Below are 17,980 nucleotides of genomic sequence, written 5' to 3'. Positions count from 1 at the left end.
GAGAAAAGGCGCTTCCCCGAAGCTGCTCGTGTCGACGCCATATGACTCCTATATCACCTCATCGCCCATGTGGATGGGTTCGCTGGCCACTTCGCCCTTGATGTGTTGCATGTCGTTGGTGCGTAGTTCCGTGGCGTCTGGTGTGGCGGGAAGCCAGAAGGTTGCGGTGTAGGTGGTGCTTTCCTTTCCATCCTTTTCGGTTGTTGTTGCTGTTCGCATCAGAATCCCGGGGCCGGTTGGCAGGATCACCTCGGTTGTGGATAGGCCGGTGATGTCGAAGGTGGTTCCGGTGTCGAGGTTGACCAGGTCGCGGGGGAGTGCATTCAGCTCTTTCGTGCGTTGCGTCTCTCCCTGCGTTGTCTGGAATATGGTTGCGGCGGTTTCTGGGTCTTTGAAACGTTCTATCCAGCCGCCTGGGTGAATGGCGGTAACGCCCGTGATGGTGTCTTCTTCTTCGCCGGTGATACTGAGCGTGGTGAGGGTGTAGAGCTGCTCGTAGCTGTAGTAATTTTCGTCGGTGTTTTGTTGTGATAGGAGTAGTGAGTTGTTGGTTGCTCCGGTGAGCCAGCGGTTTGTGTGTGTGGTGGTTGGTTTTTCCTGAGGGTTTGTGAGGGAGAATATGTCGATTTTTCCGGTGTCTGCTGGGTAGAAGTTTTCAGCGGTTTCGACTGCGAGTGAGTCGTTGGTCAGGGCGTGTCCCAGAACGATTCCTGTGACTTCGACGGTGCGGACCTCGTTGCCGGTTTCGGTGTCGAGGACAGTGATGTGCGTGTGCTGGTCACCGAAGCTGTGGGGGTTCTTGGATGTCATGTAGGGCAGGAGCCGGACGGCCAGATAGCGACCGTTCGGGCTGGCTGCGACGAATTTTCGCCTTCCTCCCAGAGCATTTTCAAATATGGTTTGAGGCATGTCGTCTTCGATGTCGTCGGGGCCGCGGTGATATTCCTCGGGGAAGCCGGGCTCCACTGTGCGTGCCCAGCGTACTGAGCCGTCTTCGGAGTTCAAGGCCACGAGGGTTCCCGTTGCGGTTTCTCCCGAGGATGACGAGGTTTTTTGTGTGCGGGATGGGTCGAACAAGACGATGGGGCCGCCGGGTGTGGAAACGACAGGTGATGCGCTGTTGTGGATGGCATACCATGTCGCGGTGGCCTTCCAGCCGGTGGCGTTTTGCACGGGGGCCTCGATGAGGTGTGAGACGTCTCCGGCGTCGCTGTTCTTCACGGCATGAGGATCAGTGTTGTGGCTGCAGGAGCTGAGCAGTAGGGAAAGGAAAAGTGCTCCCGTGATTGTTGCGGCCAGTTTTCTGTGAAAATTCATGAGGTGGCTCCCGTCAGTCCATACAGCCGGTAGGCCTGAGGATCGCTGTAACGCAAGGAGGGGGGGCTGCCATTCAGCAGAAGGAGTGTCACTTCGGGAGTATTCATGGCGTCGACGGCCCTCTCCACGTTGTGCGAGTCAACGTATCTTGTGTTGCCGATGGGGAAAAATTGCATGGGCTGCTGGTCACGCTCTCGTGCGAGCTGCTCGGGGGGTATTACTGTGGAGCCCGGGGCTATGGGGACGGTGACGCCGCTTGAGCCGTCACCTGGCCGTACGACGAGGGAGCCCGACAGCTGTCCCTTCTCGGAGGTTGCCATGAGCCCTACCTTGGCGGTTGCCAGTCCCGCGTGCTGAGTGGCGGGTGTGACACGTTGGGTGGATGGATCAAAGACAGTTCCTACCCAGATGTCATCGGTGTATTCACTGGGTTCAAATTTGGAGCGACCGTCGTATGGGGGATATGTGGTCACGGTTCCGGATGCCTGGGAGGCTGCGGAGTTCACCCCGGAGATTCTGCCGAGATCGATAGGGGTGGTGCCGTCGTCTAGACCGGCGAGGGAGTCGAGTGTGACGGCTCGCGCTTCCCCGCCCCCGATATTTTTGTGCGTCTCTCTGCCCTTGAGATCGGGAGGATTCGTGTACTGGGCGGCCCAGCCATTCACCACCACAAGCCGTTCGGTCAGGGGGTCGTTGGCGAGATTCGCCACCTCGGTGAAGGAGGTCGGGTCGCTATCGGAGATCAGACTCTTTTTGTAGCCGGGGCCAGTCACTATGAATGATCTGTGTCCTGCGGGGCCTGAATGGGCGCTTTCTCCGACGATCGAACTTCCCGATCCGTTCAATTTCCAGCGGGTCCCTCCATTATTAAGGTTGTAGGCGGTGTCTCCGTCGAGAAGAGCAGAATCCGTCAACTGGAGCTTACTCTCCATCTTTGATGGATGTTCACCGGTGACCTGCCCGGTGAGGGTGTCCAGGATCACTGTCATGGCGTCCTGAAATGGAATGGTTTTCTTGATGACAGCTTCCGGCATGCGGAATTGCACAGCAATATATCGACCCGTGGGGCTGGTGTATGGATAGTGCACGCGAAAAGGAGCTTCTCCACACCACATCACGTCCATGCAGAAGCCGGTGCTTTTCCGTGTGTAGCTCCACAAGGTGGTGCCGTCGGCGGGATTGAGACCGATCACGCCCTCGGTGGTGAGTAGCACCGGTCCGGCGGCTCCAGATGTGGTGGCCAGCAGTCCCGGCACGTCCTTGGTCCAGGCGAGGGTGGTGCCAATGCCCGTGGAACGCTCGGGTAGGGGCCCTTCGGGAAGCGGCGCGGTCGTCTGCGTGACCGGGTTCGCCACCGTATGAGCCACAATGACCGCAGTGACCAGCACCGCGGTGGGCACCACAATGCGAATGAACTGGAGAATCCCGTGCAAAATCCTGGTCCCTGTGCCGGTAGCGGCAGAGTCCGCGCTGGGGTGGTAGGTAGCAAGAACGGATGGATCGTCGTTGCCGCCAGGAGCGATTCCCGCATGGTCTCTGACTCCCCGGAGCAGCAGGTCGGTGGCGATCAGCAAACCCAGCCCGAGGGATGCCAGGCCAAAAGACAGTAGGAAAGTGGAGTTGAACGAGGTCTGGTCGTAGAGAGTCCACCACCAGCGCACCAGAAAACCGGCGGACGTGACCGAGCATAGGGCAACGAGCAGGGCAATCAAGCGTCGCCAGGAGTTTTTCTGGCTGCTCCAAGCCCAGAAGATCGAAATCGGAAGAAATGTCAGAAACAATCCGAGAAACAGTCCGTCGGATGGCCCAAAAGCGTTGTTGTTGCCCCCCAGGGAAGGAATCGATATGATCGCGGAAAGGATGGTGAGAATTCCGCTGAATCGGAGAGCCCTGAGCATCGAGACGTGTTGCGACAGGAAAGTGTATCGTCGCTGGTCTTTCGCCGGTTCTGGAGTCTTTGTGTCGTCCGTGGCCGGGGTGCCGACATCGTCGGTGGGGGTTTCTGTGTCGTGTGTGGTGGGGGTGATCTCGGGTTCTTCGGACATGATGTCTACATGTCCTCCTCTCCCATGCGGATAGGTTTGCTGAGGACTTTATTAGTAGCGCCGTCTATCTCGATGCGTTGCATGTCGTCGGTGCGTGGTTCCGCGGCGTCGGGGGTGGCGGGAAGCCAGGAATGGTTGGTGTAGGTGGTCTTCTTGTTCTCTCCTTCCCCGACCGTGGTGACTGTTTGTAGGAGGAGGCCGGGGCCGGTTGGAAGACTCACGTCAGCCACGTATTGTCCGGTGACATCCAGGCTCGTTCCGCTGTTAATATTGATCAGGTCCCGGGGCAGGGTTGTTAGTGGAGTTTTGTCGGGGCTGATGGCGGTTTCTGCTGCTTCTTGTGGGTTCTTGGCGCGTTCGATCCAGCCGTTGGGATGAATGGCCATGACGCCTGTGATGGTCTCCAGCGCCTCTCCGGACGTGGCTGCTTTGATGATGGTCGAAATCTGACGTGTTTTTCCGTCGCGAGTGTTGTGTGTCAGTGACAGTGAGCTTTGTGGGGACATGAAGAGGGGGTCTTTGGTGGAGCCGATGAGCCAGTTGTCGGTGCGGGTGGTGGTTGGTTCGGCGTGGGGGTCTGTGAGGGAGAAGACGTTGAGGATTCCGGTGCCTGCGGGGTAGTAGTTTTGGGCGGTCTCGACCACGAGGGAGTCGTTGACGATGGCTTGTCCTAGGACGAGTCCGGATACTTCGATGGTGCGGATCTCGTTGCCGGTTTCGGTGTCGAGGACCATGATGTTCATGCGCTGATCGCTGATGTTGCTGCTTCCCTTGGAGGTCATCCAGGGGCGGAGATAGAAAGCCAGATATCGCTCATTGGAAACGAGCGCGGCAATTGCGCACTGCTGGGTTCTGAGGAACAAGCTTTGGGGAGTGTCAGAATCGTCTTGGAAGTTGTGTGTGCGCATTGCTGGCTTTATGGTGCGGGCCCAGCACACCGAGCCGTCCTGTGGATTCAGTGAAACCAGCGTAGTTTCAGGTTTCGCAGCCTTGGAAGAGGCGTTCCCGTTTTCGTTATTGGGACTCTCGAGATAGGTTACAGGCCAATCCGTCGCCGTGCAGTTGTCGCGTGCCGTGGTTGTTGATTCGGGAAACGTAACCTTCCAGCCAGTTTCGGTCTGAATGGGAGAGCCGAGGATTTCGGAGGTGTTCCCAGCGTCTGTGATGGTTACCGAGCGAGCGCCATCACTGTGCGGGGTGCACGATGCCAGCAGGGCGACACACACCAGCCCGGTCAAGGCGCAGATGAGTTGCTTGTGAAGATTCATGAAGCATCTCCCGTCAAACCATACAGGCGATAGGAAGGGGCGTACTCGTATCCGGTGCTCGTGAATGGAGAATACGAGGAATACCAATCCGAATCGACCGGTAGGCCATCATCAACTCTCAGGGTTGCGAAAGTTGCCCCGGGAACATCGATGATATGTACAGCAGCCCTTCTTGCTCTCTTCTCCAAGATTTGAATGGGTTCATTGGTGCTTATTGTTTGAAACATGGTTCGTGTGTCCAAGGGGACTGAAGCTCCGGTGGACCCGTCGGCAGGTTTCATGACGATTTCTGCTGACACTGTTTCATTGCCGGCTGTGGGGGTGATGCCCACGGTGGCGGCGGCCAGGCCGGGATACTGGTTGGCGGGGGTGGCGGTGTGGGTGGTCGGATCGAACACGGTACCCACCGTCGGGTTGCCCCATTCGAGGTGGTCGACAACCGTGTCGTATTTTAGAATTTTTATCTTTCCATCCTCGGGGATCGGATAGGCGGCGAGTGTTCCGGAGGCGTGGGATGCTGCCGCATTGAGCCCAATGGTCTTTCCCATGTCTATAGGTTTCATTTCTTCCAGTCCTGCGAGGGAGTCGAGCGTCACGACGCGGGTCTCCTGCGCTTGGATGGCTCTCGGCGTTCCTCCTTCCTCTTTTTCGACGACAAGGGCTTTCGCGTACTGGGCGGTGAGGCCATTTACGATCACCGGATAGTCGGTCAGGATGTCAATTGCGACGTTTTCCACCGTCGTGGTGTCAGTCGGATCGGTGTCGGACATCAGGGTCAACGACCTGCTCATGTGTTTTTCTGGTTTGTACCCGGTAAATTGTCCGGGCAGGATGAAGCTTCTGTGTCCCGCGGGGCCGGAATAGTCGCTTACGTGATCTGAGTCTGACTCTTTGGTCGGGGGTTTCAGGGTCCAGCGGACTTTTCCGTCGTCGAGGTTGTAGGCGGTGGTGCCATCGAGAATGGCGGAATCGGTGAGTTGTAGAAGCCAGTTGATGTTTGACGGGTGCTCGTTGGTCACGTGGCCGGTGAGGGTGTCAACAATGATCGTCACGGCATTGTGGGTCGGTATTTCTTTTCCAACCACGTTTGTAATGAATTTGGCATGAATCTGTGCGAGTTCATCCGGGAATGTGATGCGTAGGGCGACATATCTGCCGTTGGGGCTACTCACCAGGTAGGAACTCGACAAACTGCCGAATGTATACGGGTCCAGTATCTTCGCGTATGTGGCGTTTGTACGCTGGTAGGTCCATAGGGTGGTGCCGTCGGCGGGGTTGAGACCGGTCAAGCCGTCGATGGTCAGTATCACCGGTCCGGCAGCTCCGGACGCGGTGGCCAGCAGTCCTGTGACGTCTCTCGTCCATGAGAGAGTGGTGCCGATCCCGGTGGAGCGCTCCGGCAGGGGTCCTTCGGGGAGTGGGGCGGTGTGGCTGATCGGAGCTGCCGAGGCCTGGAGGAGAGCGACCGCGGTTGCCGCAGCGGTGACCGGCGCCAATGCGAGAGCGGCCCGGCGGAGCAGAGTGACCCAGCGTCTCGAAGACGTGTTGTTGTGTTTCCTGGGACGGTAGCGGGCCGGATCGGAGGGATCACCGGGTGGGATGTTTTGGTGGTCGCGGATGCCGCGCAGCAGCACATCGGAAACAATAAATATCCCCAAACCCAGAGTCGCCAAGGCCTGGACGGAGGGCAGAACGATCCAGATGGAGGATTGTTCGTGGATCAGCCACCAATATTGCCCTATGACACCAACGGCAACGACCGTGCAGATAACGGTGAGGGCAGCGAGTGTGCGTTTCAAAGGGCGCAGGTGGGCGCCGACAAACCAAAGGAGCACAATGGCCAGTGTGAATAGGAAGTAGGGGAACACGACCCCCCACAGCAGCGTCAGCTGCACCCACCAGACGATCGTCACAATGATTGCCGCGGCAACAGTGAATAGGCCACCGAGTCGGAGAGCCCTGAGTGTTGAGATGTGTCGCGCCAAGAAAGTGTATCGCCGCTGGTCTTTCGTCGAATCGAGGGTTTCAGTGTCCTCCGTGATGGGGGCGTCGATGCCGTCGGTTGCCATGTCGTCTTCTGGAATCGAGGTATCGGACATGGATCATCGCTCCTTTGGCAGCGGTAGTGACTCCGGTGGGGCCTCCACCCCGGGGGTGAGGGTTGCGCGTGATGGAGCGAAACCGTTTTTCCGCTCGTCCTGGGAGGCGTGGTGCAAGATATGGGTCATCTTCTCCTGACTCAGTGAATCGTGACCGCTCGTCGTGTCGAGCCAGGACACCGGGGTGGGATACAAGGCTGACGGCTTTCTCTCCTCGCCCTCCGTGCGTTGCGTGTAGAGAAGAATCCCCGCGCCGGTGGGGAGGATCACGTCGGCCACCAGCAGAGTGGTCGCATCCAATGTTGTTCCGGTGTCGACGTGGAACAGCTCGTGTTGCAGCGCTTCCAGGGCCTTTGTGCGCTCGGATGCCTTGCTCTGCGAGTTCACGATCTTCGCGGCAGCCTCCGGATCCTTGAAACGATCGATCCAGCCTCCGGGATGAAGGCCACGGACACCGATCACGGTTCCCAGCTCCTCGCCCGCAGTGTTGTGTCTGGTGATGGCATAGGGCCACAAAGCACCGAAGTCGTCGCGAGGCGGAAGCTCCTGCGACATGAGCAGGGATTCGGGGCTGGCTCCGATCAGCCACTGATTGGAGCGGAAGCTGGTGGGTTCGGCCTGCGCGTCACTCAACGAGAAAATAGTGATAACCCCGGTGCCGGCGGGGTAGTAGTTCTGGGCGGTCTCGACTGCGAGTGAATCATTGGTGAGGGCCTGCCCCAGAACCATGCCGGAGATCTCGACGGTGCGAATCGTGTCCCCGGTTTTGGTGTCCAGGACGGTGATGCCCACGCGCTGGTCGCCAATGTTCTCGGAATCCTCGGGGTTCAGGTACGAATGAGTCTGGATCGCCAGGTATTTCCCATGGGGGCTGACGACAGCCTCTTGCGTGGAGGCCCACGTCTGTGGTGTGTCAGCGGCCCTTTCCTCTGCCCCGATGCCGGTGCTCATGGTGAGCCTCCAGTTCACAGATCCCGTGCTGGCATCCAAGGAAATAATCTCCTTGTCCTTGGCGTCCGTGATCAGTACGGGTCCGTGTGCTGTGGGAAAAGCGTCATACTTCCGGACGGTGCTCGTCGCGGATTCCATGTGCCAACCGTCGTCGGTTTGGATCGGTTCTGGGAAAGGATCGTGATGGGAGCTGTCGGATTTCGTTAAGGTGACGGAGTGAATCTGTCGTGGATGCCTATCGCTGCTCCTGGTTTCGAGGTGAGAGCATCCTGAAAGCATCACAGTGAGAAGAAGCAAGCCAACCATCACGCGCGTCAGTCGTTTTTTCGTGCTCATGCAGAACCCCCTGCCACGCCGTACAGGCGGTACGTGTGGATGCGGGTGTAGCCATGCTTTGTGCTGCTGGAATTGGAGTAATCGTTGCTTCCTGTCATGGGATTGATGGCCATGAGGGTGACTCCTGGGGCGCTGAGAAAAAATTTCTCGTGCATACCGCCGGACACGGTGAGGGGGGCGGGTTTTTTACCTGCTAAAGGAACCGGGAAGGAACCAGGTTCAATGGGAACCGTGATCCCTGCCGAGCCATCGCTTGGGCGTATGACGAAAGCCCCTGTCTGCTTGCCCTCCTGAATGGTTGCATCGATTCCGGCCGTGGCTCCCGCCGGGCCCGGGTACTGGGAAAGAGGAGTGACCGTGCGGGTGGCAGGGTCGAAGATGGACTCCGAGGTGCGGATGACCCCTGACCTGTGTGAGACTTCGTGATAGACGCCGGTGATCCTGCCGAGATCGACCGGCTCCTCCTCGGCAAATCCGATGAGGGAATCGAGCGAAATCGCTTGGGCTTCCCAGCTCTCTCCCTCGTCCGTGCGCAGTGCATCATCCGGGTTCTTGGGCTGGACCGTCCAGCCATTCACCAGCACTGGGAGTCCTTCGGCGTCAGCGTCCACAGTGATGCTGGCTCTCTTGGAGTCGGTTCGTATAGCGCTGTCCGGGGTCAGTGTTATGCGTGTGCTGACGTGTGGTCCGTTAGTCTGCTTGTGATTCGTCGCGACGAAGCATGTGTGCCCTGCCGGGCCCGAGTAGCCCGCGTACCCATACTTCCCTGTGAAGGACCAAAGTTTTTGGCCATCTTTCAGGGAATAGGCGGTTGTGCCATCCAGCACGGCGGAGTCGCTGAGCTGGAGACGCCAGACGTCGTTGGAGAGATGCTCGCCGGTCACCTGTCCGGTGAGTGTGTCGATGACGATGGTTACGGCATTGATGGATGCATCACGGTCGGCGTGCGCCGTTTGGTCTAGCTCTTTGGGACCCATGACCCGTAGCGCCACGTGGCGACCGGTGGGGCTGGTCACCATGTGGGAAAAAGGACGCTCGGCGCTGTCTCCAACGCTGGAGTGAATCATGAGATACGAGGCCCCTGACCGGCGATAGCTCCACAGAACCGTTCCGTCGCCGGGGTTGAGGGCGGTCACGCCATCCTTGGTGAGCAGGATCGGCCCAGCCGCCCCCGCCGTGACGTCGATCAGCCCACGGACATCCTGCCTCCACGTCACCTCGCTGCCAATGGTGGTGGGACGCGCGGGCAGGTCGCCTTCCGGGGCCGTGGCGGTCGTGGAGACCGGACCCGTCAGTGCGGGAGCGAGGAAAACCGGGGCCACCAGCACCACGACGGCTCCCGCGACGAGGGAGAGACGACGCAGACGCCCGCGCCACCGAGACGTGGCATTCGTGTCGCGGAGGGGGCGGAAACGTGCGGGATTGGCGGGGTCGCGATGAGAGATGTCGAGCCGATCGCGGAGCGCTCGCAGCAACAGATCGGCGACGATGAACAATCCCAGGCCAAAGGCCAGCAGCGCCAACGCCAGGAACAGGGCCACGCTGACGGAGGACAGCGAATGGAACAGCCACCACCGGTACACCTGAAAAGCCGCCAATGGGACCGCGTCGATGATCACGAGGCAGGCGAACCACACTTTGGAGGCCCCTTTCCGGCATCCCAGGAGCCAGAGGAACGGAAGTGTGGTGCCGAACAGCAAGAGCTGATTGACGTGGCTCCGCGGAACGGGGAAACCATCCCACCACGGGCAGGCCAGCAGCAGCGCGACGAGGAAGGCGATCAGCCCGCTGATCCTCAGTGCTCGCAGGACCAGCACCCGGTGGTTCGTGACGATGGGGGTGTCGCCCGTGTCGGCGTCGACGATGTCGTCAGATGTCTGGGACATGTACTTCATTATCGAATAGGAGAGGGTCATTCGCCTCGGTTTTCTGGTTGTGCAGCACCCAACATCCATGTGGAGTGCTGCACATGGACGGTGAAATCATTGAGTGTCGTGCAACCGGGGCGAAGTTTTAGCTCTTTTCCATGTGAATTATTTCCCGGGACAGGATCCGTTTATCATCGGTGGTGACGTGATCGGTGATCCAGGGCATGTCGTCGGTGCGCAGAGCCGTGCTGTCCGGGGTGGCGGGAAACCAGGAATATGTCGTGCGGTCTTCGATCTTGTCCCCCCGGTCTTCGTCGGCAGTGGCGTTTGTGTACAGGCGAATTCCCGGGCCCGTGGGAAGGGTTTCTGCAGAGACTCTGAAACCGGTGGTATCGATGATTGTTCCGGTTTCCACATGTACGAGCTCGGTCGCCACACCGGAAGCGGATGACTCCTGGGCCAGGGTGATGGCCGCAGCCTCCGGATCCTTGAAACGTTCGACCCAGCCGCCGGGATGTATCACGCGGGCGCCGGTCACTGTGCCCAGGGCCTCGCCGGTGGTGCTGAGCCGGGTGACGGTGCAGGGCATGGGGAGATAGTCCCACCGGAGTTCTGTCAGCTCGTTCGGGGCCAACAGGAGCGAGTCGTGTGTGGTGCCGGCCAGCCACTGGTCGGTTCGAAGGGTCGTGGGTTCTGCCCGGGTATCGCCCAGGGAAAAGAGATTGAGTGTCCCGCTGCCCGCAGGGAAGAAGTTCTGCGCGGTTTCGACCACCAGGGAATCGTCGGTGAGGGCATGGGCCAGGACGATTCCCGCGACCTCGACGGTGCGGACCTCTTGTCCGGTGTCGGTGTCCAGGACGACGATGCCCACGCGCTGGTCACCCGGATCGGTGGACTTCTCGGACACCATGTGGGCCCGCGCCTGAATCGCCAGATAGCGCCCATTCGGGCTCACGGTGGCATAACCCGCTTCCTCGTCATCAGAGTGACGGAGCCCTCTCCTGCTGCTGTCGAGCAGCGACTGATGTGTATCGCTGTCAGCGGTGTCAGCCACGGGATCCGACCCCAGAGTCCTGGCCCAGCGCACCGAACCGGTATCGGGATTCAGCGACACCAGGGTCGTCGTTCCAACTGTCGTTCCCTTTGCGGAATCGTCCGGGGTCGCGGGACGGGACGTGTGGAAGAAAAGAACCGGACCGCTGGCCGTGGGGAGGGTCAGATTCGCGTACAACTTATCTGTGAGATCAACCGTCCATCCGGGATCGGTCGCGCTGGGAGCGGAGACGAGGTCGGACACGTCGCTGGTATCCGTCAGAGACGTGAAACGGGTCCCCGCATCCCGGGAGCAGGCCGTCAGCGAGAAGGCCAGGAGCAGGGCAGCCGCGATGAAGCGGGTGAGCGGTGTCAGAGATTTCACGAGGCATCACCCGCCAGGGCATACAGATGGTACGGATAGCGATGGTGCGGATAGGTCCGTTCAGAGCCACTTGTCTGGTTGGCTTTTACTTCTCCCTCGGGGTTGAAGACGACGAGAGTCGTGCCGGGAACATTCATCATGGTGGCGACCTGCTTCCCCTGACTTCCTAGCTGTCGGGGGGCCGATCCCTCAGTTGTCGTGGGCGGCCTGAACGGTCCGGGAACCACGGGGAGCGTCAGTCCGTCGGAACCATCGCAGGGCCGGATGGCGAGCGCCCGCGACACCGCCCCACCATCAGCGACCCTGGTGATGCCCAGCCTGACCGCTACGGGACCCGCGCACCCGGAGGCCGGCGTCACGGTCCGGGTAGCGGGATCGAAGACGGTTCCCACCTGCTGGGCAGGGTCGTACTCGTCCTCGGGGTAGAGGGCCACGGTGCCAGAGGCGTGGGAGGCGACGATATTGGGTCCGAAGGTCTTCCCGAGATCCACGGCGGGGGTGTCCTCCAGGCCGGCCAGGGAATCGAAGCTGACGGCCTGCATTTGCCGGGCCGTGTAATGGTCGGGGTCATCGACCTTCTCCGCGTACTGCACGGTCCACCCATTGATGCTTACGGGCCTGTCATCAGGGTTTTCGTCGACCTCGGGAAAATTTGATGCTGTGGCGTTCTGCCTGGGGTCTTTATCTGAAGCGAGGGTCAGGTCGTAGATCTTGTGCTGACGTGATTTGGTATTCAGCATCATATCGATGACAAACGAATTGTGGCCTGCGGGACCGATGAAGGATTTATTTCCTTTCATTGTTCCCGCCTCCAGGGTCCAGCGAGCCTGACCGTCAGAAAGGTTGTAGGCCGTCGCGCCGTCCAAGAAAGCGGTGTCGGTGAGCTGAAGAGGCGAATATTCTTCGGTGAGGCGCTCGCTGGTCACCTGGCCGGTCGCGGTGTCAATGATGATGGTCAGGATGCCATCGCGTATTTCCTCGCCGCCCTGCTCCAGCCCGTCGGGGGCGTCGATACGAAACGCGACGTAGCGACCATTGGGATTGGTCAGCAGATATGGAGTGTTGTGGGAAACCGGTCCGAACATGTTGTGCCGTCCCCAATCCCAGCGACTGACGTATTGCGCTCCTGCGCGGTGATAACTCCAGAGGGTGGAGCCGTCAGCGGGATTGACGGCGGTCAAGCCCTCGGGGGTCAGGACCAGGGGGCCAGTGACCCCGGATGCGATGTCGAGTAGACCGGGGACGTCCTTCTCCCAGGCGATTCTGCTTCCGATGTGCGTGGGCCGGGTGGGGAGGGGGCCATCCGGAGCGTGGGCGGTGGTCTGGACCACCGGGTTCGATGTGTCGTGAACGAGAAGCAACGTGAGTGTCAGTGCCAGAGCGGGCGCCAGCAACGCGATGAAACGACGACCCCAGTACCTGCGGCCCCTTCGCCGAGAGGAACCGGAATCATCCTCGTCGCTCGCATCCGGCAGGAAGGGACGAAACCGGGCCGGGTCATCGGGTTCGCCAGGAAGGACGTCGCGCTGGTCGCGGATGCCCCTGAGCCACAGATCGACGGCGGTCGCCAGCCCCAGAGCGACAGTCAACGCGGCCAGCGTCAGCAACACGATGATGCTGAACGAGAAATCTGCATAGAAATGCCACCAGCGATGCACATGCGACCCCGTCAGGGCGATCGTGTAGACAGCGACGAGCGATGCGAAAAACTTCCGCGCCCCCCGCCATATCCTGCGGGCGAACTCTTCTTCGGACCAGTGACATACTTTGCGGACGAGCGCACTCGCGACCCACAGCGCCGGGAGGGCGAGCAAAAGCTGAAGAAATGATGTGAGCAGGTCTTGCGGCAGAGGGAAACTGTTCCACCACACAACCGCAAGAACCGTGCTGGGCAGGGCGGCAATCAGCCCGCCGATCCTCAGGGCCCGCAGGACCAGGACCCGCCGGTTCGCGGCGATTGGGATATCGTCTGAGTCGGTGTCGATGATGTCGTCAGATGTCTGGGACATGCACTTCATTATCGAACAGGGGAGGGTCACCCGTCTGGTTTCCGGGAGATCCCGCGGGCCTTGAGAAGCGGCCTGCGCATGTCGTCGACGCGCCGTGTGCTGTCCGGCTAATGGTGGTGTCGACGCGGATTGCTTGTTCGTCGCGGCCCGGCTCAATCGGCTTCAGGGGAGGGGTGTTGCCTGGCGCAGCCGGGTGGTGTGCACTCACGTCTCCTCCTCTCCCATGCGGACGGTTTTCTGGGAGATCCTCTCGGGTGTGAGAAGTAGTGTGGTCATGTCGTCGGTGCGGGCCTGTGTGCTGTCCGGGGTTGCGCTCAGCCAGGCCGTAGGTGTGTTGGTGGTTTTCCCCTCTCCGGTCGTGGTGACCGTCTGCAGGAGCAGTCCTGGACCGTCGGGCAGGTCCACGTGGTCGACGGACATGCCGGTCACGTCGATCACCGCCCCCGTGGTGACGTTGAACAGTTCGCGTGGCAGCGTCAGGACGTCGGACGTGGAGGTCTCCTTCCGGGCGAGGACCTCGGCAGCGGTCCTCGGATCCGTGAAACGGATGACCCAGCCGCCCGGTTTGACACCGTGAACGCAGGGAACGACGCCCAGGACCTCCCCGCTGGTGCCTGCCCTGGTGAGGGGCATACATTCCCCGCCGGTTTTCCGGGGCGACAGGAGGACGGAATCCGATGTGGCGCCGACGAGCCACTGGTAGGCCGTGGATGCGGTACGCGTGTCCGGCTTCGGGGCCGCGCTTGCCGTGGCCGGACGATGATCCGTACGCGGAGTTGAAGACGACGACGGTGGCACGCAGACCGGTGTTGTCGCCGGACGGTGTGGACATCAGGACGAAAAAACTGTGCCCCGCGGCCCCGGAGCGGGCGTCGCGGCGTTTGATGTCGCCGCCGGTCAGGCCCCCGGGGTTCGGCAGGGTCCAACGGACTTCGCCGGTGTTCAGGTCGTATGCGGTGGCGCCGTCCAGGAGGGCGGAGTCGGTGAGCTGGAGGGCCCACGTCGAGTGGGAGGCGTGCTGCCCGGTGACCTGACCGGTGCGGGCGTCGAGAACGATCGTCAGGGCGTCGTGGACGCCTTTCCCCGAAGCCGGTATCCGGCATGCCAGGTGGGTGCGGGTCGCGCGGTCCATACCGCTGCGGCGGATTGCTCCGGGGCCCCGCTCGTTTCCCCGGGGCGGGGGGATGGGCGGATCCGGGCGGGGGACGTGGGACGTGCGCCACATTATTGAACGGGGACGGTTCAAGCGATTTCGGAAAAGGGGGAATGAACTCCTGCGTCACTAGCATCAAGGGATGTTGGGTGCTGAGAGGATCAGGGGGATCGTCGCCGGACTGGAATTGAAGTATGCGCGCACGCGGCGGAGATCCGACAACCTAAGGGGCGACCACGACCGCTCGGCCCACGAACCACTGCGCAGTCCGGTGCTCGAACCGGGCCACCGGGAACCCGCCCCGGACACCGAGCGGGGTCCGATGCAGCCGATCGACGCCCGCACGGGAACCATGCCCTTCGCCGATTGCGATGAACCGTGCGACGAGATCCTGCGACGTGAGATCTTCGCCTGGCAGGCAGAGGCCATCAGGCGCGGACTGGGGGAACTTCCCGAGGCGACGTGGAGAACCGCGGCGGCGACGCTGAGCCTGCTCCGCCCCGTCACACCGGAGGAAGTCCGCGATGTGTTGTCCCGTCTGCCGGAGGCCAGCGCCGTGCCAGACGCCGAGGGGTACGCCCGGCTGCTGTTCGAGATGCTGTCGCGGCCCACAGGAGAACGCGCTCTGCGCCCGGAGTCGATCGCGGAGCACCTGATCATCGCAACCTTCGTGGACGGTGAAGGCTGCGAGGATCCCGAGAAACTGCTGGACCAGGTACTGCCGGAGCCGCCCGGCGCCCCCGGGTTCTCCACACTGGGAACCGGGCAAACCGATGCTCGTGATGCCCAGGACGAGCGGATGTGCGACGCGATCACGCGGTGCACGTCCCAGGGGGATGCGGCCGCAGTGCGCCTTGCGCGTTCCGTTCTGCATCACCGGCCGCACCTGTGGGTGGCCGCCCTTGATGTCGCGCAGCGTCAGGGAGGCCCGTTCGTCACGGCACTGGAGGAGGCGTTGAAAGGCGGGGAGGATCTGCCCGCTATCACGATTCTCGCCGCAATCTGGCCGGGAGATCCGGCCTTGCGTGGTGTCGCGGTCGCGGCACTCGCTCGTGTCCTGGAAACAAGCCGGGAGCCGATGAACCTGCTTGGTCTTTCCACGCACCTGGCTGATGCGGGAGATCGCGTGGGCGCCCTAGAGATGGCCCGGAAAGCCGTGCGAATTCACCGCGAATCCGCAGATGAGGATTCAACGGACCAAGGCCTGATTCTTCCCCTGGCCAATCTCGCCTCCCGCCTGTGGGATGTGGGGGATCACGCGGGCGCGCTGAATGTGGAGCGAGAAGTCGTACGGATTCATCGTCAGCTCACCGGAGAATTCCGCGTGTTTTTCGGCTCCCACCTGGTTGTGTCGCTGGCCGGTTGGTCTGCCCGGCTGGTGGAGGCGGGAAATTCTGCGCAAGCCGTGGAGGTGCTGCGGGAGGCCGTAGGGATTCACCGGGAAACCATCGAGGTGTATCGGGGGCTTTCCGGCGAACTCCGCAGGGCCTTCGGGCCGTTTCTGGCCATGCCGTTGTCCGCTCTAGCCACCCAGCTGGCGGAGCTGGGGGATTTCCCAGAGGCCCTGGTCGCCGCTCGGGAGGTCGTCGATCTGCAGTGCGAGGTCGTCGAGGAAACCGCCGCGCGAGGGGACGACGTGCCGGCCTGTGCCACCGACACCCCACCCCGCGCGGAAGCTGATCGAGGCTCCCGGGACGTCCTCCCCGACAAGGATTCTGGGCACATCGAGCACGGGGAGTTCATATACATCGAGGGCCTGCTGGCTCTGGCCGCCGTGTCCTCAGCCGAGCAGGCCCATGACGTCGCAGGGAGTTCCGAGAAGGCCCACGAGGCGGTCCGGGGGTTCATCGACGAGGCCAACGTCTCCGCGATCCTCTGCGCCCTGCGTCTCCACCCGGAGCTTGCCGATCACGCCCCCTGCGGCAGGTTCGCCGCGGCGCTCCACGCCTGCCTCACCGACGCCCCCGGAGAAGCGGAGCGCCACCTTTCCGGGATCGGCGACCACGTGGCCCCGGACGACCTGGACATCTTCCGGCGATGCATCGAGACCCTCCGGGTAGAGCCCGTGTACGCGGACAGACTAGCCCCCGTCGCGGAGTGGATTCGGATCGGGTGATCCCCCTGTCGGCAAGAGCTGACGAGATCGCGCACTTCCAGAGGCTCCACATTGCGACGACACCCCGGGACGTCTCAGCAGATGGTTTCCGACTCGGGGCGCTCCTTCGTCGCGACCCGGTTCAGCTGACTTCGGGGAGGGATGGTTCCTCCCTCACCACCACCTCCGTCGACCGGTTGAGGGCGGCGTCGGTGAGGGCGACGAACGTGGCCTTGGCCTCCTCGATGGTGGCGGTCGGGGCCTTGACCTTCCGGAAGCGGGCGCGGGCCATGAAGATCAGCAGCACCGCAATCCCGATCGACAGCAGCGCCGCCGTCAGGAACCCCAGTGTCAGGCAGCCGACGGTGTTGAGGCCGGTGAGGCTCATCAGCCAGCTCAGGGCCAGCGCCAGCACGATCACCAGCATCCACAGCGAATGCAGCAGGAAGGTGACGGCGGCCCCGACGAAGGCCGAGCCGATGCCGGCCTGTTTCGCGGCAGGGATGAGCTCGGCCTTGGCCAGCTCCGTTTCGCGGGCGACGAAATCCATCAGGCCGTCGCGGAGCAACTGGAACGGTGTGGGACGGGCCATCGTATTCCTTTCGCGTCCGACCGGTTGCGGCGCAGCCGGTATCCCTAGCCTACGGCTACCGCAGGGGTGTTGCGACCTGCATGTCGATCTCGATGCCGCTTTCCGGCATGGACACCGGTTCGGTCAGTTCGTCGTGATTCACCCAGGCCCGCCACGCCAGCAACTGGAACGGCAGACGCAGGTTCTCCCCGGGCCTGACGGCGTGTTCGAAAAGGTCCTTGATCTCGTCGGCCAGGCGCTTGCGTTGCAGCTCCGAAAGTCGTTTTGACAACGGCTGATTGGCGACGAGCCGTTGAAGATCGTCGAGGCTGACGGTCTGCCAGATGCGGAAGGCGCGGTGCTCCACCTCCGGGAAATATTTCGAATCGTCCACGGCTGCCAGGGACGTGTGACCGTAGTCGCCGCGCATCGCCATCGGGTCGTAGTGACGCATCAGCGCGGTGAGGCGCCGCACCCACGGCACCGAGTCGTCGCGGATGATGTACGAGGCCGAGAAACAACCGCCGGGGCGCAGCACCCGGGCGATCTCCGACAACGCCTGCCCGGGATCGAAAAGATGGAAAGACTGGTGGGCGAACACCACGTCGAACTGGCAGGGATCGATCGGAATGGCCTCGGGGCGCGCCCAGAAGGGGATGATGCCCTGGAGGGCGAGCAGGCGACGCATGTCGCGGTCGGTGTCGGCCATCGCGAAAACGGTGTGGCCCGCCTCCTCGAGGCGCTGGGGCAGCAGGCTGCCCCCAAAGGTCAACCCCCGCACCCCCGGCCAGACGGCAAGCCAGGTCAGTGCTTCAGGAGGCAGGGGATCGGTGGTGGTCATCTCTTCTCGG

13 protein-coding genes are annotated in these 17,980 nt (G+C 61.8%); 2 read left to right on the top strand and 11 right to left on the bottom strand.

Annotated elements, in window-relative coordinates:
- Positions 1-48 precede the first annotated feature (48 nt).
- The 9 genes from V7R84_RS07500 to V7R84_RS07460 all read right to left on the bottom strand — a co-directional run bounded on the left by V7R84_RS07500 (position 49) and on the right by V7R84_RS07460 (position 13,943).
- Positions 49-1,317 (bottom strand): hypothetical protein, encoded by a 1,269-nt coding sequence (locus V7R84_RS07500; protein ID WP_338573673.1) that lies wholly within the window; start codon positions 1,315-1,317, stop codon positions 49-51.
- Positions 1,314-3,362 carry a hypothetical protein gene (locus V7R84_RS07495; RefSeq protein ID WP_338573671.1) on the bottom strand — a complete coding sequence of 683 codons (2,049 nt, stop codon included), beginning with the start codon at positions 3,360-3,362 and terminating at the stop codon, positions 1,314-1,316. Before V7R84_RS07495 ends, V7R84_RS07500 begins: the two co-directional genes overlap by 4 nt.
- Positions 3,363-3,367: 5 nt before the next feature.
- The gene (locus V7R84_RS07490) at positions 3,368-4,144 is read right to left on the bottom strand and encodes a hypothetical protein (RefSeq protein WP_338573669.1); all 777 of its coding nucleotides are present in this window, start codon (positions 4,142-4,144) and stop codon (positions 3,368-3,370) included.
- Between the two features lie 482 nt (positions 4,145-4,626).
- Positions 4,627-6,729 carry a hypothetical protein gene (locus tag V7R84_RS07485; RefSeq protein ID WP_338573666.1) on the bottom strand — a complete coding sequence of 701 codons (2,103 nt, stop codon included), beginning with the start codon at positions 6,727-6,729 and terminating at the stop codon, positions 4,627-4,629.
- Between the two features lie 3 nt (positions 6,730-6,732).
- Positions 6,733-7,818, bottom strand: coding sequence for a hypothetical protein (locus V7R84_RS07480; protein WP_338573663.1), 1,086 nt, complete (start codon positions 7,816-7,818; stop codon positions 6,733-6,735).
- Between the two features lie 194 nt (positions 7,819-8,012).
- On the bottom strand, positions 8,013-9,902 hold the full coding sequence (locus V7R84_RS07475; RefSeq protein WP_338573661.1) for a hypothetical protein: 1,890 nt from the start codon (positions 9,900-9,902) through the stop codon (positions 8,013-8,015).
- A 127-nt stretch (positions 9,903-10,029) separates the two neighbouring features.
- Positions 10,030-11,301, bottom strand: a complete 1,272-nt coding sequence (locus V7R84_RS07470) for a hypothetical protein (RefSeq protein WP_338573659.1) — start codon at positions 11,299-11,301, stop codon at positions 10,030-10,032.
- Positions 11,298-13,310: a hypothetical protein gene (locus tag V7R84_RS07465; protein WP_338573657.1), complete on the bottom strand. Its 2,013-nt coding sequence runs from the start codon at positions 13,308-13,310 to the stop codon at positions 11,298-11,300. The genes V7R84_RS07470 and V7R84_RS07465 overlap by 4 nt, the downstream gene beginning before the upstream one ends.
- 204 nt (positions 13,311-13,514) lie before the next feature.
- The gene (locus tag V7R84_RS07460; RefSeq protein WP_338573654.1) at positions 13,515-13,943 is read right to left on the bottom strand and encodes a hypothetical protein; all 429 of its coding nucleotides are present in this window, start codon (positions 13,941-13,943) and stop codon (positions 13,515-13,517) included.
- Positions 13,944-14,157: 214 nt separating this feature from the next.
- Between V7R84_RS07460 and V7R84_RS07455 the strand changes: the two genes are divergently transcribed.
- Together V7R84_RS07455 and V7R84_RS07450 are read left to right on the top strand one after the other, a co-directional pair.
- Complete coding sequence (locus tag V7R84_RS07455) at positions 14,158-14,541, top strand: hypothetical protein (RefSeq protein ID WP_338573652.1); 384 nt, start codon at positions 14,158-14,160, stop codon at positions 14,539-14,541.
- A 64-nt stretch (positions 14,542-14,605) separates the two neighbouring features.
- On the top strand, positions 14,606-16,579 hold the full coding sequence (locus V7R84_RS07450; protein WP_338573649.1) for a tetratricopeptide repeat protein: 1,974 nt from the start codon (positions 14,606-14,608) through the stop codon (positions 16,577-16,579).
- 121 nt (positions 16,580-16,700) lie between these two features.
- Here V7R84_RS07450 and V7R84_RS07445 read toward each other — a convergent pair whose 3' ends face one another.
- Both V7R84_RS07445 and V7R84_RS07440 read right to left on the bottom strand, forming a co-directional pair.
- Positions 16,701-17,150 (bottom strand): phage holin family protein, encoded by a 450-nt coding sequence (locus V7R84_RS07445; RefSeq protein WP_338573647.1) that lies wholly within the window; start codon positions 17,148-17,150, stop codon positions 16,701-16,703.
- A gap of 55 nt (positions 17,151-17,205) precedes the next feature.
- A complete protein-coding gene (locus V7R84_RS07440) occupies positions 17,206-17,970 on the bottom strand; it encodes a class I SAM-dependent methyltransferase (protein ID WP_338573644.1) in 765 nt (254 codons plus the stop codon).
- Positions 17,971-17,980 lie beyond the last annotated feature (10 nt).

Source organism: Arachnia propionica (assembly GCF_037055325.1).
Classification (GTDB): Bacteria; Actinomycetota; Actinomycetes; order Propionibacteriales; family Propionibacteriaceae; genus Arachnia.
The sequence above is the reverse complement of the archived record's forward strand: the minus strand, read 5'-3'. Positions and strand labels throughout refer to the sequence as shown.